18 protein-coding genes and 4 pseudogenes are annotated in these 18,403 nt (G+C 69.9%); 11 read left to right on the forward strand and 11 right to left on the reverse strand.

Going from position 1 to position 18,403, the window contains the following annotated elements; genetic code table 11:
• Positions 1-15 precede the first annotated feature (15 nt).
• Complete coding sequence (locus ABZS54_RS35565) at positions 16-309, reverse strand: hypothetical protein (protein ID WP_355545780.1); 294 nt, start codon at positions 307-309, stop codon at positions 16-18.
• A gap of 7 nt (positions 310-316) precedes the next feature.
• Here ABZS54_RS35565 and ABZS54_RS35570 point away from each other — a divergent pair, with 7 nt between their 5' ends.
• Positions 317-2,131 (forward strand): DNA/RNA non-specific endonuclease, encoded by a 1,815-nt coding sequence (locus ABZS54_RS35570; protein WP_355545782.1) that lies wholly within the window; start codon positions 317-319, stop codon positions 2,129-2,131.
• A 178-nt stretch (positions 2,132-2,309) separates the two neighbouring features.
• Positions 2,310-2,801 (forward strand): hypothetical protein, encoded by a 492-nt coding sequence (locus tag ABZS54_RS35575; protein WP_355545784.1) that lies wholly within the window; start codon positions 2,310-2,312, stop codon positions 2,799-2,801.
• Here ABZS54_RS35575 and ABZS54_RS35580 read toward each other — a convergent pair.
• The 3 genes and pseudogenes from ABZS54_RS35580 to ABZS54_RS35590 form a co-directional block, all read right to left on the reverse strand.
• Positions 2,732-3,790, reverse strand: coding sequence for an IS5 family transposase (locus tag ABZS54_RS35580; RefSeq protein WP_355545810.1), 1,059 nt, complete (start codon positions 3,788-3,790; stop codon positions 2,732-2,734). The two genes, ABZS54_RS35575 and ABZS54_RS35580, sit on opposite strands and share 70 nt — an antisense overlap.
• A 225-nt stretch (positions 3,791-4,015) precedes the next feature.
• Entirely contained in the window at positions 4,016-4,435 is a 420-nt protein-coding gene (locus ABZS54_RS35585) for a DUF6188 family protein (protein WP_355545786.1), read from the reverse strand.
• Positions 4,436-4,487: 52 nt separating this feature from the next.
• Positions 4,488-4,637 (reverse strand): annotated as a pseudogene (locus ABZS54_RS35590) (ATP-binding protein); the annotation flags it as partial.
• Between the two features lie 159 nt (positions 4,638-4,796).
• Here ABZS54_RS35590 and ABZS54_RS35595 point away from each other — a divergent pair.
• A pseudogene (locus ABZS54_RS35595) lies at positions 4,797-4,910 on the forward strand (ATP-binding protein); the annotation flags it as partial.
• Positions 4,911-4,994: 84 nt separating this feature from the next.
• Here ABZS54_RS35595 and ABZS54_RS35600 read toward each other — a convergent pair.
• Entirely contained in the window at positions 4,995-5,819 is an 825-nt protein-coding gene (locus tag ABZS54_RS35600) for a hypothetical protein (protein WP_355545812.1), read from the reverse strand.
• Here ABZS54_RS35600 and ABZS54_RS35605 point away from each other — a divergent pair.
• Positions 5,814-6,146: pseudogene (locus tag ABZS54_RS35605) on the forward strand (prolyl oligopeptidase family serine peptidase); the annotation flags it as partial. The gene ABZS54_RS35600 and the pseudogene ABZS54_RS35605 overlap by 6 nt on opposite strands.
• A gap of 66 nt (positions 6,147-6,212) precedes the next feature.
• Here ABZS54_RS35605 and ABZS54_RS35610 read toward each other — a convergent pair.
• Together ABZS54_RS35610 and ABZS54_RS35615 are read right to left on the reverse strand one after the other, a co-directional pair.
• Complete coding sequence (locus tag ABZS54_RS35610; protein ID WP_355545814.1) at positions 6,213-6,542, reverse strand: hypothetical protein; 330 nt, start codon at positions 6,540-6,542, stop codon at positions 6,213-6,215.
• Between the two features lie 407 nt (positions 6,543-6,949).
• On the reverse strand, positions 6,950-7,936 hold the full coding sequence (locus tag ABZS54_RS35615; protein ID WP_355545788.1) for an ADP-ribosylation family protein: 987 nt from the start codon (positions 7,934-7,936) through the stop codon (positions 6,950-6,952).
• Positions 7,937-8,242: 306 nt separating this feature from the next.
• Here ABZS54_RS35615 and ABZS54_RS35620 point away from each other — a divergent pair, with 306 nt between their 5' ends.
• The 6 genes and pseudogenes from ABZS54_RS35620 to ABZS54_RS35645 all read left to right on the forward strand — a co-directional run bounded on the left by ABZS54_RS35620 (position 8,243) and on the right by ABZS54_RS35645 (position 11,230).
• Positions 8,243-8,401 (forward strand): hypothetical protein, encoded by a 159-nt coding sequence (locus tag ABZS54_RS35620; RefSeq protein ID WP_355545790.1) that lies wholly within the window; start codon positions 8,243-8,245, stop codon positions 8,399-8,401.
• 77 nt (positions 8,402-8,478) lie between these two features.
• Positions 8,479-9,066: a hypothetical protein gene (locus tag ABZS54_RS35625; protein ID WP_355545792.1), complete on the forward strand. Its 588-nt coding sequence runs from the start codon at positions 8,479-8,481 to the stop codon at positions 9,064-9,066.
• 487 nt (positions 9,067-9,553) lie between these two features.
• Positions 9,554-9,847 carry a hypothetical protein gene (locus tag ABZS54_RS35630; RefSeq protein WP_355545794.1) on the forward strand — a complete coding sequence of 98 codons (294 nt, stop codon included), beginning with the start codon at positions 9,554-9,556 and terminating at the stop codon, positions 9,845-9,847.
• Between the two features lie 691 nt (positions 9,848-10,538).
• Positions 10,539-10,634, forward strand: a pseudogene (locus tag ABZS54_RS35635) (RHS repeat-associated core domain-containing protein); the annotation flags it as partial.
• Between the two features lie 87 nt (positions 10,635-10,721).
• A complete protein-coding gene (locus ABZS54_RS35640; protein WP_355545796.1) occupies positions 10,722-10,949 on the forward strand; it encodes a hypothetical protein in 228 nt (75 codons plus the stop codon).
• Positions 10,950-11,008: 59 nt separating this feature from the next.
• Entirely contained in the window at positions 11,009-11,230 is a 222-nt protein-coding gene (locus ABZS54_RS35645) for a hypothetical protein (RefSeq protein ID WP_355545798.1), read from the forward strand.
• Positions 11,231-11,954: 724 nt separating this feature from the next.
• Here the strand turns inward: ABZS54_RS35645 and ABZS54_RS35650 are convergent.
• From ABZS54_RS35650 to ABZS54_RS35660, 3 genes are all read right to left on the reverse strand, one after another.
• Positions 11,955-12,806 carry an alpha/beta hydrolase gene (locus ABZS54_RS35650; protein WP_355545800.1) on the reverse strand — a complete coding sequence of 284 codons (852 nt, stop codon included), beginning with the start codon at positions 12,804-12,806 and terminating at the stop codon, positions 11,955-11,957.
• 41 nt (positions 12,807-12,847) lie between these two features.
• Positions 12,848-14,497 (reverse strand): transposase, encoded by a 1,650-nt coding sequence (locus ABZS54_RS35655; protein ID WP_355545802.1) that lies wholly within the window; start codon positions 14,495-14,497, stop codon positions 12,848-12,850.
• Positions 14,498-14,816: 319 nt separating this feature from the next.
• On the reverse strand, positions 14,817-15,023 hold the full coding sequence (locus tag ABZS54_RS35660) for a hypothetical protein (RefSeq protein ID WP_355545804.1): 207 nt from the start codon (positions 15,021-15,023) through the stop codon (positions 14,817-14,819).
• 521 nt (positions 15,024-15,544) lie between these two features.
• Here ABZS54_RS35660 and ABZS54_RS35665 point away from each other — a divergent pair.
• Positions 15,545-16,684: a Fic family protein gene (locus ABZS54_RS35665; protein ID WP_355545806.1), complete on the forward strand. Its 1,140-nt coding sequence runs from the start codon at positions 15,545-15,547 to the stop codon at positions 16,682-16,684.
• Here ABZS54_RS35665 and ABZS54_RS35670 read toward each other — a convergent pair.
• Positions 16,672-18,033 (reverse strand): DNA-binding protein, encoded by a 1,362-nt coding sequence (locus tag ABZS54_RS35670; protein ID WP_355545808.1) that lies wholly within the window; start codon positions 18,031-18,033, stop codon positions 16,672-16,674. The genes ABZS54_RS35665 and ABZS54_RS35670 overlap by 13 nt on opposite strands.
• Positions 18,034-18,403 lie beyond the last annotated feature (370 nt).

Raw genomic sequence — 18,403 nt, forward strand, 5'->3', positions numbered from 1 at the left:
AGGTTGCCGGCCAACTCATTGACGTTCTCCGTGAGTTGCTTCCAGGTACCGGAGAACCGCCCGCCGCGCGGCGACCGAGGCCGACGGCGCCGCCGCGCGCGCCCAGGCCGCCGCCGACGGCGCGAAGGCGTCGGCGGAGACCGCGTTCGCCGAGAGCCGCACCGCGCACGCCGCAGCCGCCGACGCGATCGTCGCCGCGCAGCAGGCCGCCGACAACGTCACGGTCGCCGAGCAGGCTTCCAAGACTGCGGCCGGCGCTGCGGACACCGCCCGCACCGACGCGGGCGCGGCCGGGGTCCAGGCCGCCACGGCGCAAGTGAGCAGCGCCCGCACCACCGCCCAAGCCCAGGCTTCCGCCCAGGCCGCCGCGAGCGCCCGCGACTCGGCGAACCAGGTCGTGGCCCCCGCGAACGAGGCGATCATCACCGGCGGCCCCTACCAGGAGAAGGACACCTCCGCAGGCTTGGCCGTACTCGTCGGCCAGACGTCCAAGTCCCTTGCAGAGCAACAGGCCGCCGCAGCTCAGGCCAAGGCCGACGAAGCCGCCCGCGCCGCACAGTCCGCCAAGGACCTCGCGGCGCAGGCTAGCGCCGATGCCAAGGCCGCCACCCAGGCTGCGGCGGCTGCGGCCGACGACGCCGCCAGAGCGGCCCGTGCGGTCACCGAGGCACGTACCTGGGCGACCAAGGCCGCCGGCGACTCCGGTGCGGCGCAGACATCCGCCGACAACGCCGGCTCACATGCCACCCGAGCCTGGGACGAGGCCACCAAGGCCGGCACCGCCGCCTACGCTGCCCACGCCGACGCGACCCTCGCCCGGGACAACGCCACCGAGGCTGAACGCGACGCCGTCTCCGCCCGCACCACCGCGACCAAGGCCGAGACCGACGCGGGCACCGCCCGCGACATCGCAGGCAAAGCCGAAACCGACGCCACCGCCGCGGAGAAGGCCGCCGCCAACGCCCAGACCAGCGCCCAGGAAGCTCAGGCCGCCGCCGATCGCGCGGAGGAGCAACGGCGCAAGGACGAGGAAGCGGCCCGCCAGGCGCTACTCGTCGAGGAACACGCCGGCGGGGACCCGCTGAACCTCGACGACACGCACATCCTGCTGGTCGCGTGCGGAGACGCCTGCCTGGCCGACCACAACGAGGCCGCCGGCCTCGCGAACCAGGACGTGATCGACTGGATCAGGGGCGAAGGCCTGGACATCGTCTTCGAGTTCATCGGCGTCAACGACGCGAAGAAGTGCTTCGGCAAGGGTGACGTGAAGAGTTGCCTGCTGACCGCGATGAACCTCGGCTCACTCGGCGCGGGACTGTTCAACCCGAAGAAGGCCGCCGAAGCGGTTTCCGCAACCACCAAGATCGCCACCCGGCTGCCCAAGTTCTTCGCCGCGGCCCGCGCCGCCCGGCAGGTCGTCAACGAAAGCCGCACCCTGATCACGGAATCCCGGACCGCCCTCTCCCGAGGCCCGGTCTCCCTCCCCGCACTGGCCAGGGGCGGCGGATACGTGAACACCCTCCTGGAAAGGTTCCAGGGGAAGCCGTGCACCGTCGGCGACCCGATCTACAAGCCCGTCGACACCGCGCACGGCAACCGGGCCATGGGGATGGAGGCATGCCTCGACAAGAAATACCTCGAGACCCACTCGGGCGGTGCGCCCAGCGTGCCCACGCCCGGACTCCAATGGGCCGGCAAATACGCCGGGTGGATGGGATTGCGCCCCGACGGTGCCATCAACCGTTGTCATCTGCTCGCGGACGTACTGTCGGGCCCCGGCGACAACCCGGCCAACCTCGCCACCTGCACCCGCCAGGCCAACACCTACGTCGTCGGGGACGGTCGTCTCCGCGAAACCATGCGGGACTTCGAAGTGGACGTGACGAAGCAGATCGACGGAGGGCTGACGGTTCACTACACGGTCACTCCGGAATACAGCGGCGATCGCACCGTACCTGCCACGTTCGTGATGATGGCCTACGGAACCGACGGCAGCGGACTCCTCCACTGGTCCCGCAGCGCCGTCGTTCCCAACTCCTTCTACAGCCCTTCCCGGCAACTCTGGCGTAACCTCGGCCTAGCCGAGGACCCGAATACCAAGCTGCCCGTCCCGGTCGGCAGCACACCCTGAGCACAGGTCCCCTCGGCGCCCCACGCCGAGGGGACCTACCCGCACTCGTCCGTAATGCCCAGTACGAAAGAAGTGATGTGTCGTGCGAGGAGACCGCAATCCCGAGGAACTCACACGGCTCATGCCCTTGCCCACGCCTGCGGGTGAACCGCGGCTCGACATGGTCTCTACTCTGCGGTTGCCCGACGACTACACCTGGTTCCTTGCCCATTACGGGGGAGGGGAGATCGATCCGAGCATGGTGATCGTGGTCCCCGACGAACTCAAGACGACCGACGCGGATCAGGAGATGGGACAGGAAACGGGTACGGCACATCTGACATGGCAAATGGAGGGCGGCATTCCGGGCGTCACCGATGTCCCGCCGCCCGTCCTGTCCTGGGGCGTCGACCACGCTCCCACTCTGCTGTGCTGGCTCACGATCGAGAACGACCCGAACCAGTGGCCGGTGGTCACCTTCAACCACGGGTTTCTGAAATGGGAAATCCATTCATGCGGCATGGTCGAGTTCCTCATCCGCGTCCTGCGCGGAGAAGGCCCCGAGGACCCTCTGCACGGCAGCCCTCTATGGGCCGCGGGAACGGCTCGATTCCTAAACCGTCATGAAGCGAGTCGGCTCCGCTCGGCAGGCATCGATCCCCACACGGGGCAGGAATTCAACTTTGGCTGAACGAATTCACAAGCCAGGCCGACGACTTTGACCTCGGCCTTGGGAGCGAGAACGGGAGACCGGTCCCGACCGCCCAGATATACGCGAGCAGCGATCCCTCGAGCGACCGACGAGAACCATCCGGGAAGTATCCGCCCTTGATCGTCCACGAGTCCTCGTCGGTTCGCTGACGGGGACTCTGTGCTTGTGAGGTGGGGCATAGCTCGAGGTTCCTCGTCATGATTTCGCAGTGGTGGGTGGTGTGAGCTGGGGTGTTGCAGGTCGGATGGGAACGGTTCATGGCCGTTCGGATGGGGCGCGAGGGCTTGACCTGGGGATATCGCGGTTTCATTGAGAACGTGCGGGTGTGTTGCACATAGGCTTGTACGCCTACTGCTGCGTTCCTCAAAGGGTGTACACGAACCGGCGCCGTAACGTGCGGGTAGGTGGGGTCGTTCTGCCCCAGATCCAAGGTCTGGCACGGTGGTTGGGTTGGAAGGTCGCGAGGGTCGTGGCCTGCGCGATGTCGGCGGCGTTGGAAAACGAGCGGCCTGCTTGTCTGCGGCGCGTGCGAGGAGGACTTCGGCGCCGTCGCGGTCGTCGACGTTCGCCGGGCCGACGTAGACCGCCAGGACCGGGCCGAGCGTGTCGACCGGGAGGTGACGCTTGACGCCCGACACCTTCTTCCCGCCGTCGTATCCGTGCCATCCGCCCCGCTCCGTGCCCTTGACGCTCTGGCTGTCCACGATCCCGGCGCTCGGTGTCGGATCACGGCCCCGACCGGTGCGTTCCCGCTCGCGGAGCGTGGCAAGGATCGCCTCCCACCGTCCCTCGATCCGCCACCTGCGCCAGTGGTGGCAGACCGTCTGGTACGGCGGGAAGTCGTGTGGAAGCAGACGCCAGGCACAGCCGGCCCGAAGCCGATACGACAATGCGTTGAGGATCTCGCGCCGAGGATGCCTGGGCGGTCGGCCCCCCGGCCTCGGCGGCGGCACGAGAGGAGCCAGGATCTCCTATTCCACATCGGACGGACCCGTCCCATACACAGCGCGCGGTCCGACCATGACCCGCATCCCCCGAGAGAAGCGACTACCAAGTCACGTTCCCTGAACAACCCTTCTCAGACACCCTCTAGCTCCCCATCCGCGTACACGTGAACGTCCCCAGGTGCCAGGTCACTTCCGTCTCTCGGACCGTGGGGTGTGAGCACGGTTGTTGTCAGACCTGGCGGACTCTCACGACGTTTCTGCTCTGCCGGGCGAGACTGCGAGATCGCCGTCGGGCATTGATGTGAAGCACCAGCCCTGTGGTCCGGTGATCTCCCACGCCGCCCCCGCCGGGCCGAATGAGCAGTTCAGGTGCAGGCCGGCGTCGAACACCATCCTCAGAGCGCCGGACTTGAATGCGACCGCCGACAAGACAGATGTCCCGAGCAGTTGGGAGGCTGTGCTCCGCGAGGTCGGGGACAGCGGAAGAGCGGGATTGGTCAGAGCTGACCCGTGCGACAGGAAGGCGGGGCCTTCCAGGACGACGTCCCATCCCGAGTCGAGGGACAGCGCCGGATGGGGTTCGAGGGCGACCTCGGCAACGCGCCGGCCTCGGAGGTTCAGGATCCACCGGTCGGGGTGTTCGACCGGATTCGTGTCAGTGCTCACCCCTGCACCCTGGCCTACTCCATCATGGCGGTCCAGAGGATTGTCCTGGCTGTCAGGCCACTTCGGTGTCCCGCTCGATGGCCTTGAGGCGGTTCTTGAGCCGATAGCGGGGACCGTTGATGGAGATTACGTCGCAGTGGTGCAGGAGCCTGCCGAGGATGGCGGTGGCGAGGACTTCGTCGCCGAAGACCTGACCCCACTCAACTGGGATGCCACCGGCACACCTTCCTCGCACCTGACCGATCAAGGCAGCACCTGGAGAATCCGGGCACCACCGTGAAGACCAACGAGGACCGCGGGAGATGGATACGGGCCGGTGGCAGCGGCGATCCATGAAAAGGAACATGTGCCGGCCCCAGATGGGTGGACCAAGACCCTCACCGACCCCCGACTCTGCGCCGCCATCGTGGACCGGCTGACCTTCAACGGTGCCATCATCCGGACCGGCACCGAGTCCTACCGCCTCGCTCACACCAGAGCCCAGGCGGGCCAGGTCGCTGCGGGGTGTCCTTTGGGCCGGCTCCGAAACCCACGCGACCCATACACGGAACAGCCTCGCTCAGGAGGCGTCCAGATCCACGCCCGCGAGCGCGGGCATCGCCCGGAGAAAATCCGGGACGCTGCGGAGTTCGTCCAGCCGCTGCTCGTAGGACTCGACCCGCTTCGTGCAGTCCGCGGCAAGGGCGGTCGGCAGGCTGCGCAGATCGGTCTGCGAAGCGACGATGACGGAGTCGTAGTTGCCCACGTCCGAACCGATCGTGAGGTCGACGAAGATCCCGTCGTCCCCGAGGACGTCGGCCAGGGCCGGCCGCACCGGGCCCCGCAATGCCGCGGTCAGGCGCTCGAAGCGTTCGGCTCCCGGGGAAACGGCGAACACGGTGATCTCCGAGGAGGCGTCGAAGACCACGGCGTGCAGCGCGGACACCAGGTCCCGCGGGGTCGCCAGCGGGAACAGGCCCGCGCCCGCGCGGCCGACCCTCTCCACCTCCCATCCGGTGGGCCCCCGGCGGAACCTGACGTCCGAGCTCCCGGGAACGAAGCCGTTGTCCCGCGACTCGGCGGTCACTTGCTCCGCGTCGACCTCGTACTCCCAGTCCACCAGAGTCGGCTCACGACCCAGCGTCCGTGCAGCGTCGTCGCGGTAGTACGTCGGGATCGCATACCGGGCCAGGCCGGCGGTCAGGCGCCAGACCAGACCCACGTAGACGGCGACTTCCTCCATGTTGTTGTTGTTCACGGCCCACTCTGAGAACGGCGTCCTCCCCTCGGGCCATTCCTCGAACAGCCCCGGCCAGTGCCTGGACACGACCACGTCGTCGCCCGGGAGATAGTGGAAGACACGGATGCCGTGGCGCTGGACGGCCTCGAACCGAATCGGATGCACGGCGCCAACCTAGCCGCCCCACGGCCTAAGCAAGCCGCCTGCCGGCCGGGGCCGTTTGCCGCAGCCGTCGCCGCGATGGCCATCGTCGACCCCCAGCGGTGGCAAACCACGACACACCGCTTCCAGCGCGCGCACGCCCACCGACTCGCCGGACCCGCCGGGCCGGTACGCGCCCAGGACATCGACGTCCCGGTCCTACTGCTGCACGGCGCGCTCGAGCCGGTCGCACCCGCAGCCGACGTACTCACCCTCGTCCGGGCCCTCACCGCCCTGGACCGGCCCCACCGCGTCGCGTTCTTCCCCGAGGCCGGCCACAGCCTGGCGATCCACACGTCGCGGCCCGCGCACTGCACGCCGAGATCACCTTCTACCGAGACGTGCTCGACGGCACGATCACCCCCGGAAGGACCGACCGCACGAACTTCCCACGTCCCGCACCCGCGTCTGCCCGCCGTAGGGCCGCAACACCGTCAACACCTGGCGCACCCGCGACACCGTCCGAAACGATTGCGTACGCGCCGCACACCCCGCCGCCTCCGTCGCCTGCGCGCATGCCTCGTCGACGTCGCCCGTGTCCACCAGCGACACCGCGAGCAACGCGTGGTCGATCGCCCGACGCCGCACCCGCGTCGGCGACAACGTCGCCAGGGCCCGCCGTGCACACACCCGCGCCCGATCGTCGTGGCCCAGGTCGTGCAGGCAGTGCGCCTCCTCGACCTCCAAGCGATCGAGAGAGCCGGAGCTGAACTCGATCGTTGCGAGCGGGGCGACACTCCGCGTCGCGGAGCCACAAGTACTCGAACCCAGAGTTCGGGGCCACCACGATCACATCGACCCACCCGACCTCGTCGGCGGACACGACACGCCCCAGGCGCTCCCCGAGAACGCGCAGCACCAGAGCACGGGCCGCCTCGCGGGGAACCTGACCGGCACGCCACCGCGTCGCCTGCGTGGTGTCCGTACGTATCGTCACACCGGTTCGCGCTCCCGCTTCGCGCACGCGCCTCGCCAACCCCTTGGCGTTCAAATCGGCCTCCGCCATCAGCGCCACGAGGACTGGAGCAACCGTTGTTCCTGGGGAATCCCGCCCCTGCTGGGGGATCGCGCGCCCTCCCCGCTGAGCAGGAGCGTTACCCGCGCTTGCGCGGTTCCAGGACCTCCACCTTCGCCAGGTCGCGGTGGCGGTGGTGGGCCGCGGCGATCGCCGCGAGGTTCGGGCGGTCCAGCGCGTGGTAGGCCGCGGCGAGGAGTTCGGCCGCGTACGCCTCCCGGACCGGGTCGCCGTGCGAGGCCCAGTGCAGGTCCCGGCCCAGGACCAGGGCCTCCGCCGGGTCACCCGCCGCGCACCGGCTGCGTGCCTGCGCCACGGACTCGGCCAGAGCCTCGGCGTCGTCGAAGGACGCGTACATGTACTGCCCGAACCGGTAGTCGTCGGCGCCGTTGTGCGGCGGCCGACCCAACGCGGTCTCGCCCGTCACGAGTGCGCCGCCCCCGTCCAGGGTGGTGATCCGGTCGGGATCCACCGGCGGATGCCGCGACGCGTACGCGTGGATGTACGCGACATCGGTCTCGGGCCGATCGGCGGTCTCGAACGCGGTCAACGCCCGGCGCAGCAGGGTGAGGTCGGTCCGTCGTTCGTCCCAGTCGAGGACTTCGTCGGGGCCGTAGTCGTCGAGGTCGCGCCACACGCGTTCGATGACGAGCCGGACCGCTTCCAGCGGCGTCCCCGCGCTCCGGTCGATCCCGCCACCGTCGTTGTTGTAGTAGCTGCCGACGCCGCCCCACGTGCGCCCGTCGTCGAACCACAGGCCGTAGTGCAGGCCGTCGGAGCCGCCGTGCAGGAAGGTCAGGAACTCGGGCGGGTCGCGGTAGTAGCGGCCGTGCACGCGGACGTCGATGCCCGCGATGGGCTGCCCGTCCGGGTCGTCGAACAGGTCGAGGACGCCCATCGTGGTCAGCTCCGCGTCGCGCAGCGCACGCAGCTCCCGCGGGCCCAGCGCGTCGAGGAACGCGCGAAACCGGAAGATCGACTCGGGCAGCTCGACGCCCCAATCACGCCGAAAACGCTCCTCGATCCGAGCCCGAGACCGCGCGTCCACGACGTCACCCTTACCCATCACATGTCCCCGTCCGAATGCCACACCCGATCAACCCGCGGCCACCGACGCTACCGAACCCCACCGACGCGTCCTCGGGCACCATCAGGAACCCCTGATTGAGCGGCCCCGCGTTTTCCGGACAGGTGATTGCTGTCCTGCTATGCCACGAGTCGCCATCCGACTCGAGGTGTGCCAGCCGCGCACCACGCCTGTGACACCGCAAGTCAACCAATCCCTCGCCGAGCAACACCCGCCGCGTTGACTTCCGTTGTCGTGGACAAGTGAGCCCGATGCAGGCATGCGTTCCTTCGTAGCATGCGTGTCATGACGGTTCACGCGGACGAGTTTTTCAAGGACGGACCGGTTTACCGGCTCCTCGAACCGGCCATCAGGGTGCGGTCCACGGGCGGCGTCCCGACCGAACCGCGCGAAGAAACGGATGGCTTCCGCCGACTCGTCGCCGAATCCCACGAGGCTTCGTGAACGATGCTGCGTCCAGTGGGGGTGTACCTTCGGGCGCAGCCGGCGAGGTGGTCGAGGCGGCGAACGGGGGAAGTGGCATGCCTGGATCGGCGGTCTACTTTTTCGGGCTCGGTGGCTTGGCGTTTCTGCTGAGCGTGATCGATATTCCTTGGCTGTACCGAAGGTTCGCGGGCCCGGGTGACAGCGCGGCGGCCGTGCCGCGCTGGGGGGAGTCATTCGGAAAGGGTCAGGTCGGTGGAATCCTGACCGCGCTGTGCGGTTTCGGGATGGGCCTACTGATGGTGAACTTGCACGATCGGTCGACGTGGGATCGGGACTCCGTCCGATCCGCGGCGGACAAGTTCGCGGCGGAGCTGTCGAGTGGGTCGGTGCTGGAAGGGTTCGCCGGGTCGATCGACTACACCACACTTGTGGGGACCAGACTCGATTCGCCGAACGGTTCGCGGCCGGCTTTGCGGATCGAAGGTGTCTCGGGGACGACGGCGACCGCGCGGTTCACGATCGCGACGGACAACGGGCGCTACGCCGTGTGTCTGACCGTGGAGAACGGTGGGCGCGATCCCGCGGATGTCCCGATACAAATACCCAACGCGCCGGAGGGTCAGACCTGGCACCACGACCTCATCCACGCGCGGGTCGACGACGGAGCGTGCCGGGCAACCTGACCGCTCCTGTGGCGAAGCACCTCGGTGGTGGGTTGGTCGGGTTGGTGGCGCACCGGACCGGGCGCACCGGACACGTCACCAGCGTCGAGGCCGACCCGCCCTCGCCACCGGCCGACCGCGACCCTGACCCGCGCCGGAGTCCGCGTCGACGTCCGGGTCGGCGACGGCGCCCTCGGCTGGGCCCTGGCAGCCCCTTCGACCGGTTGATCGCCACCTACGCGGTCGACCGCGTCCCCGCGCCTGGATCGAACAGACCACTCCCGGCGGCGACATCGTCTTTCCCTGGACCCGCCTGGGCTACTTCGCCCTCACCACCGGCAAGGAGGGCCGCTCGGCGAGGGGATGGCTCCACGGCCTCGCCCAGTTCACGAACGCCCGCGGCGCGCCCACCACCCCCACCCACCGCCAAGTCCGGGCCGACCGCGACCCCGATCACGAACGCGCCTCACCCGCGACCCACGCCCCCTGCACGACAACGCCCACTGATGTGGGTACTGCGCCTGCACCTGCCCGACGTCCCGTTCGACACCACCGCCGATACCCACGGCGTCCATGCCCGCCTCCACGACGGCGCCAGTCCTGGGCGACGATCTCCACGCCGCCGACCAGGCCCGCGATCGCCTCCCAGGGCGGTCCGCGCCGGCTCGTCGACGAACTCGAAATTGCGTGGGACGCGTGGATCGCGGGCGGTGCCGTCGGCCTGTACGACCACGGCATGAACGTCACGGCCGACGACGAGCAGTTCGTCTGGGCGGGCGACCCCGACACCGGCACCCGATGACCCCTTCCCGCACCCGCGCCGATAACGACTGGGTGAAGCCGACACCCACACACCGACATCGCACTTCGACCGGCGCCGGATCCCGGACACGTCGCGCCTTCCGGGCGTCGGCCGAGACGAACAGCGGCGGCACCCAACTCGCCGCGTGGCTCTACTGCCACGACAAGGCCGGCAACCTCACCGCCACTTCCAGCACGACCACCGCCTGCAACTCCGCGGGCACCACCTACACCTACAACGCCGCCAACCAGACGACGAACACCGGCTGGACCTTCGACGCCAACGGCAACGAGACCACCGCCGGCGGCGGCCTGCCCCGCACCGGCGAGACGTACGGCGACTTCAACCAACTCACCGCCATCACCCGAGGGTCCACCACCTCCACCGCCACCTACACGGGTACCACCAACGCCGAACGCCTCAACTTCGGCGCCACCGACTTCCACTACGGCTCCGAAGGCCTCACCGCGACCGTCACCAACGGCGTGGAAACAGGATTCGTCCGCGAACCCTCGGGCAGCCTCACAGCCATGAGCACCGGTGAAGCCCACCACTACTACCTCACCGACGCCCAGGGCTCCGTCATCGCCATGACGGACAAGAACGGCAACAAGGTCAACACCTACGCCTACGACCGTACGGCAACGCCCGCACCACCACCGAAACAGTCCCCAACCCGCTCTGCTACACGGGCACCTACCTCGATTCGACCGGCCTGTACAAGATGGGCGCCCGCTACTACGACCCCACCGTCGGCCGCTTCACCCAACGCGACCCCGCAGGCAAGGAAGCCAACGCCTACGCATACGCATCCGGCGACCCGATCAACCGGGCGGATCCTCTGGGAACACTCAGCCTCAGCGGATTCTCCGGCGTGGCGGGGAAGGCGAAGGACGCGTGGGACGTCCGTAAGATCGGCAAAGACCTGATCTCCGGAGACGTCGTCTCCGCCGCACGTGGCAGCGCCAGTCTCGCCGCCGGCTTCACGGTCGGCGCCGTCTGCGAGGGGGTCACCGGCCCGGAGAGCGGTTTCCTGAGTACTGCAGGCTGCTTCGCAGCCGGAGCCAACACGAGTGCCGCGGTCGAGACCTGGCTCTCCTGAACTGTCGGCTCCGGGGCGCGGATATCCCGCGTCCCGGAGTCCTTCCAGAAAGGGCGAACGTGTCCGGTGAAGCTTCCTCGAAAAGCGGCGACCACCCCTCGAAAAGCGGCGACCACCCCTGGCGGAACTTCGTCGCCGCGTTCGTCTCTCTCTATGTACTCATCGGGATTGTCATGACGGCGACCGGCGCGACAACGCTGAGCGCATGGACCGCGCCCCTGATCCTGGTCGTGCCGGCACTCGGGGTTGCGCTGGTGAGATATCGAAAAACTCGCATTTAGTGCAAATAGAACATAGCCTCATGAATCACGCCCACCTTCGCTCGCGTCCCGCCGTCCGATCCCCTCGTTCGGTCCGGGTGTCGGGCCCCTCGTCCCGCCCGTCGTACGGGTTGGCCCGGTGCGGCAGCGGTGCGGCAGCCACCACCGGCGCGGGCCCGCCGCGCCGCCGGGCTCGCGCCGCCGCGCCGCGACTGCCCGATCCGCCGGGCAGCGCGCCTTAGAGGTCCTGAAAGCTGCGACGTGTCGGTCCAAGTCGACAGCGAACCGGTCCCGCTCACCGCAGACAACCACGACTGCACCGTCCCGCAGGCGGTCGCATCGCCATCGACGCCGTCTGACCGGCCGAGCGCCACGAAGTCCTGCCGGCGGGCCTGCCCCACGGCCGAACGGAAGCGCACAGCAAGCCGTCGCGGCCGCGCCGCGTGCTCGGCGCGGGGAACACGACAGCCGGGACCGACGCGACCCGCCGGTACACCGAGCAACCGACGCTCACCATGACGGACTTCGGCCAACGCGGCTCGGAGCGGTTCCAGCGCTCGTGGCGCACTTGAACGTCAAGCAAAGTTCCTGCTTGCGAACCTCTGGGATTGGGCGGCGTTCCGGACGGCCGACGCCGCGAACGGGGCCTTCAGCGCACACGGATCCGCCCGGCCGACAACCGCAGCGCCGGGACACCGCAGGCGCGGCCGACGTCCCGTCGGCCGCGCCTGCGGTGTTCGCCCGGTCAGGCGGTGCCGCCCCGAAGGAATGCGGCCAGATCCTCGGCAATCGCCTCCGGCTTCGTCTCCGGCCCGAAGTGGTCGAGCTTGGGGTACTCGATCAGCTTCGCGTCGGCCAGGACATCCTTCAACCGGACCGTCGCCCGGCCCGCGCCGGTGGTCTTGACGTCCTTGCCCGCCATGAGCAGCACCGGCACGCCGATCTCGGCGTAGCGCGGGAAGTCCGCTTCGGTGCGCTCTGCTTCCGCGTGCTCGCGAATGGACCCGGCCAGCAGGGCGTGCTTTTGCAGCCGCTCCGGTTTTTTGATGGCCAGCCGCAGGATGATCCGCATCAGCCAGCGCGGTGCCCGGCCGCTCAGATCCGGGTTGATGCCCTGCACGAATGTGAGGAACGCCTCGGCCGGCCGGCCCGCGTCGAGTTCGCGCCGGCTGCGGTCGGCCCAGCCCATCGGCACCGATCCGTCGACCGCGACACCCGGCTCGTACACTGCGATCCGGTCGAACGCGGAGCCGCGCAGCGCCGCCTGCAGGGTCAGGAATCCGCCGAAGCTGGTGCCGAACACGAGCCGGGCGCCGGTCGCGGCGCGCACCGCCTCGATGTCGGCCGTCTCGGCTGCCGCGCTGTACGCATCGCCTTGCGGGCCGCTGGCGCCGCGGCCTCGCCGTTCGACCGTGTGTACGGTGAACTGCCCGGCAAGCGCGCCGGCCAGGCCGTCGAAGTCGGCGGCCGTCTGGAGGGCGCCGGGGACGATCAGCAGCCCCGGCCCCGATCCGACGGTGCGGTAGGTGATGACCGTTCCATCCGAGGAGTCCACCGACTCCACTTGCACTTCCACCTGCACGGCCGACGCCGACATGACATCTCCCCCATCGAAGAATGATCAAGGACCCGCGCACCCTATGCGCCGACGGCAGCGGCCGGAAGCGGAATTCCCATCGGACGCGGGCCGGGTCGTCGTGTCACGCCACGCCGCCGGACCGTTTGATGGCGCGTTCGCCGGTGAGCACGGCGGCCGGCGGTGCGCCGCCCGCCGAGCTGCGCGGGCAGCGGCTTGCGGTTGTCGCCAGGGGTCTGCGGCAGTGCCCGGTAGCCGGTCAGCGAGACCGCTGCCGCGTACATCTGGTTCGGGGTCAGGACGAGCCCGGGCGTGTACGGGCTGCGCAGCCCGCCCTGCGGGGTCTGCTGCCACTGCAGGGCGATCCACTCGCTGAGCATGTCCTGGAGCTGGTCGATCGTCCACAGCGGCTGCTTGTCGAGGTGCCTGCCGCGCAGTTCGAGCTTTCGCGCGGTGTGGCCGGCGACGTACTGGCTGAATCTCGTCTTGATGGTGCGCATGGCGCGTTCCACGACCGCCTTCGCCGCAGGCCTGCGCGGCGGGGCGGGCAGCACGCTCACCCCCAACGTCTCGCACGCCGCCAAAAACGCCTCCGACACGAACACCCGCCCCCGGTCGACCACGATCGTCTCCGGCACGATCACCGGCCGCGCCGCCACGCCCTCCAACCGCTCATCCACCGTCGCCAGTCGTTCGTAGGGCACGCTCGCCCGCGACAACTCCAACGCCTCGGGCCAGTGCGGCCGCATCGGATGCGGCACGGCCATCTCCGCGAGCAACAAAGCGGCGTCGACCGCCTTGGTCCCCTCCGGCCGCAACACCGCCGCCACGATGCTCCGCGTCGCCACGTCCACCGCGATCGTCAACTCCGGCCGCCCCAACCGGCCGTCGTCCAAAACGGCCATCACGTCCAGGCGGGTGGTGTCGACCTGGACCTGCTCACCCGGCCGCGACACGCCCACGGGAGCGAACGGCGGCGTCGTCGCGCTCGCGGTCCGCGCCGGCCGCCCCGGCAACTCCGCAGGATCGGCCAGAGCGTTCACCAACCGATAGAACGTCGCCCGCGACGGCAACGCCACCACACCCGGCCCGTGAGTCTCCTCCACAACCTCCCCGGCCAACCGCCGCAACCCTTCCACCGTCCCCTTCGACCGCCCCCGCTGCCGCCCCAACGCCTCCAACACGGCCACCACCACCCGCTCGTCGCTGCGCCCGGTCGCACTCGCGCCGCGCGTGGCGCGCTTGTCGACCAGCCCCCACAGACCCTGCCGCCGATACCGGCCACGCATCCGCTGCACCGTCGCCACACTCACCGCCCACCCCGACGCCCGCATCTCCTCGACCTTGGCCCGCTCCCGCTCCGCCATGGACCGACCCGGGCCGCACTCCCCACGCGCCACCCCCACACCGCCCGGGCCGTCCGGCAACCCGCACTCGATCTCGTGGATGTGCCGCTGCCACGCCAAGGCCCGTTCCCGCTCGCGGACCGGCACCGTCTGGAACAACCCCCACCGCGGCACCCCCGCCACGGGCGCCGTACCCACCAGCGCGAAGTCCGCGGCCGCGCACAGGTACCCGGCCAGCATCGACGCGACCACACCCCGCTCGTCCACCAGCCGCACCACCGGGCCCTCCAGAGCGACCACCTGCCACGAACGCCCCTCGAACACCACATGCGCGCCCACCGCGACCACCGGCCGCCGACCGCTCACCACGACACCCCACCCTCGACCGTCGCGCCGACGGCCGCATCGACCCCCGGTCCCGCCCAGGCGGCACCCGCTCGTGCAACGCCCGCGACAACACCACCGACAACCGCCCCGACCACAACGCGTGAAAGACCACCGGCCACACCACGATCGGGTCACCCACCGCCCGCACACCCTCGATCAAGGGCCGCGCCTGGGCGAACGCGCCCACCACCGCCGCCTCCACGACGGGCAAGCCCCGATGACGGGGATGCCGGTACCCGGCCGGCCACCGCACGTTCGCCACGACAACAGGATCCGGCGGCACAAACCGCCGATACGATCAGCCGACCGCCTCGCACGCCGCCGTCACCACCGCCGCGGCCTGCAGCGCCCGTTCACCGCCCGCCTTGGCACGGCCGGGGCAGTCGGCCGGCAGCGCGGTGCCGTCCGCGTACCGAGCGAACACCCGCAGCACCCACGAACGTGTCCGCCCGTCCGCCGCGTCGCGCCACAGCAGCCGCACCGGCCGCCCCCGCCATGCCCACACCTGCGGATCACGGCCGGCACCATCACCTGCGCGCGCACTGCATTCGACCCCGCCGCCCGCCCCCACCCACCACACACAAGGCCGAACCCGAGAAACAACCGTGACCGCGAACCCGCCCACCCCACCGATGGACACCGACACCGACCGGTACGTGCCCCTGCCCGACGCCCGGATCGTTGCCACCCGCGCCCTGATCACCGCCCGCGAGAACCTCCGGGACAGGGAAGACCTGTATCCACCGCTGCACGGGCGCCGGCGAGACTCTCGCCGTCAACGCCTGCCCACGCGAGTCCGAACCCGACGAGGACGTCCGCCGCATCACCTTCCGGGCCCGCTCCGCCGCCCGCGTTCCGGCCCGGCCACACCCGCGGCCGCGCCTTCGACCCCGCCGTCTCGCACCGCCGCCGTGTGATCTCCCACGCCCACCCGCCGCCGGCTGTACCACTCTTGGGCGCCCACGCCGGGTCGACGTGACCGGAAGCCACAAACACAAAATGATAGGAGCTTGGTATCATTGCCTCATGCTGTATGCGACTCCCCGCCTCGAGCCCGTCGACCTGCAGGTCCTGGAACAGGTCGACGCGATGCGTGACCGGCTACGCCACGCAGTGCAGCAGGCCCCCATGAAATGGACCCTCGACCTGCGCAAGGCCCTGACGGCCAGCGCCATCGCGGCATCGAACACGATGGAGGGCTACCAGGTCGACGCCAAGGACGTCGCGGACCTGATGGACGGGGAACGCGAGGTCGAGGCGAGCGACGAGAACAAGGCGGAGACGCTGGCCTACCAACAGGCCATGACGTACATCCAGTCGCTGCACGATGTCGCCGACTTCCGCTACGGCAAGGAACTGCTGAACGCGCTCCACTGGATGCTGCAGGGGCATCACCACCCGCTGAAGACGGCGGGACAGTGGCGAAAGACCTCCATCCGGATCACGGCCCCCGGCGACGAACTGGCGACGGATTACGAGGGGCCGGACCAGGAACTGGTCCCCGGCCTGACGGGCGAGCTCGTCGACTGGCTGAACGAGGGCGACCTCGACGACCACGTGCTCATCCGGGCCGCGATGGCACACCTCAACCTGGTGAAGATCCATCCGTGGTCGGACGGCAACGGGCGGATGTCCCGATCGCTACAGACCCTGCTCATCGCCCGCGGCGGAGTCCTGGCCCCCGAATTCTCCTCGATCGAGGAGTGGCTGGGAATGCCGGGCAACACCTGGGACTACTACAAGGTGCTCCGCGAGGTCGGCGGCCCCGTCTGGTCACCCGAGCGCGACACACTGCCGTGGATCAAGTTCAACCTCCTCGCCTACCACCAGCAAGCCCAGCGAGTGCAGTACCGCGTCAGCCGTTCCAACGAATGCTGGGTGCGGCTCATGGAGGCCGCCGAAGCCGACGGCATCACCGAACGGCAGGTCACAGCCCTTCACGAAGTCGCCATGGTCGGCAGGGTGCGGCGCTCCCGCTACGAACGAGCCGAAGCGATCAACACCCAGCAGGCGACACGCGACCTTCAGACACTGACGAAGGCAGAGGTACTGACCGCCGTGGGACAGACCAAGGGCCGCCACTACGTCGCAGGCCCCCGCTTCCCCCAGAACGTGCTGGAGATCGCCAAGCGACCCCACCGCATCGTCAACCCCTACATCGCGTGACGTGCAGGGGGACTTGTACAGCCCGGGACGGCACCGGCTGCCGGCACCGGTGGGTCGGACGATCCCACGTCTTCGGCAAGTCGGACGGACCGTCGGAACACCCGCCCACCCGGGTCTCCTCGTCCATACCGCCGGGCCGCGTCCGCTGTGCTGCCCGTCTGCGCCCCGCGCAACCCGACCAACTGCTCCTCCGCTTCCCCCACGAGCTCGCCGATCAGCGCACGCTCCTCCGCAGACACCGTCGAGCGCCACAGCGTCCCCGAGCCGCCCGCCTTCCGCTCCTTGCTCAGCGACCGCAGCAGCGCGGCCGTGGTCGCCGGCCGGTCCTCCTGACGCACCCGCCACGGATCGTCCACCCACCCCAACCCCACACCCGAACCCGCCACACCGGGACCCTGCCCCGCTCCGTCGCGGCGCCCGCGGATGACGGCGCCCATCCACGCGATCAAAGGACCGCCGTAGTCGACCGCGATCAACGGCCCCAACCACGCCCGCCCGACCCGCTCCCCGAGCTCGCGACAAAACACCCCGTCCGCGGGCAACATCCGGGGCCGCTCGGCTCCGCTGTCGCGCCACAACCGCTCCGCCATCGCCGGATCGAACAGCGCGTCCGCCACCGCGACCACCTCCGGGAACGTCACCGCGTCCCGCCCGACCACGCGCCACCACTCGAAATCACCCCCGGCGTCCCCGCCCGCGACCGCGTGCAGCCGCCGCGGCCACACCTCCTCCCGCTCCCACAGCAGCGCCGACTCCCACCACCGGCACACCACCGCCCACGCGACCCCGAACACCTCCCCGGGATCCACCCCGGCCCGCACCGCCCGCCGCGCCACACCCGCCCACCGCCGCTGCGCCCGGACCGCTTCCGGTACTTCGTGCAACTCGAGGTGTTCGGGTACGCCGTCGGCGTCCGCGTCCGAGCTCCACCGCGTGTGCCGAACGCACACTCGCTCCCACCGCGCCGCGTACCGAACCACCCGCACCGGCCCGCCGGTACGCCGCGCCGCACACAGCCGGCACCCGAACGCCACCGGCCCCACAACGGCGCCACCGACCCGCCACATCCCCCGCGGCATCCCCGCCGTGCCCCACCCGGCGACCTCGTCCTCTTCCCTGCCCCAGGAGGGCAACGCCCGCGCGAGCACCTCCTCCTCGACGCCGCACAACTGTGCCAACACCTGTCGCCCCGCCGTGTCGAGGACCGTCTCCGCGTCCGCCCGCCGCGCCCCGCTTCCGTGTCGGGGGCGGTGGTTGACCCATCGCCAACGACCCGCCAGGGCGTCGGCGTCCAGCCCATAGCACCCGGCGACCCGGCTCACGAACGACCACGTGGTCTCGCCGCTCAATGGGGCGACCCGAAACACTCCCACCGGTACCAAAGCTCCCCGACCCCGCTGTGAACGTCACACCCACCGCACACGAAGCCCTCGGACCGACACGGCCTCACCGGCGCATGCCGAGCTGCCGTCGGCAGCGGTTTCCGCTCGCCCGACAGCGAACCACGCCGGGCGCGTCCGTTGTCGACCGTTCGACCCAGCCGCACCCCGACAGCCCGGCCATCCGCATCCCGACCACGACGGTGCCGGCCGCGTCGAGCGCCGGCCCGATTCCTCCGGCACGAGGGGAGTATCAGGATTTAGGTGTACGGGGTCTCGTTCGAGTGAGTCGGGGTTTCGACTCGGTTTCGTTCGTTTGGTCGTCGCCGGTTCGGCTCAG

The sequence above is a fragment of the Embleya sp. NPDC005575 genome, from assembly GCF_040605455.1.
Lineage (GTDB): Bacteria > Actinomycetota > Actinomycetes > Streptomycetales > Streptomycetaceae > Embleya.

Coding starts and splice junctions, on each gene's coding strand:
- ABZS54_RS35615 (WP_355545788.1), bottom strand. CDS start 7,936: ATGGGTAAGGGTGACGTCGTGGACGCGCGGTCTCGGGCTCGGATCGAG.
- ABZS54_RS35620 (WP_355545790.1), top strand. CDS start 8,243: ATGACGGTTCACGCGGACGAGTTTTTCAAGGACGGACCGGTTTACCGG.
- ABZS54_RS35625 (WP_355545792.1), top strand. CDS start 8,479: ATGCCTGGATCGGCGGTCTACTTTTTCGGGCTCGGTGGCTTGGCGTTT.
- ABZS54_RS35650 (WP_355545800.1), bottom strand. CDS start 12,806: ATGTCGGCGTCGGCCGTGCAGGTGGAAGTGCAAGTGGAGTCGGTGGAC.
- ABZS54_RS35665 (WP_355545806.1), top strand. CDS start 15,545: ATGCTGTATGCGACTCCCCGCCTCGAGCCCGTCGACCTGCAGGTCCTG.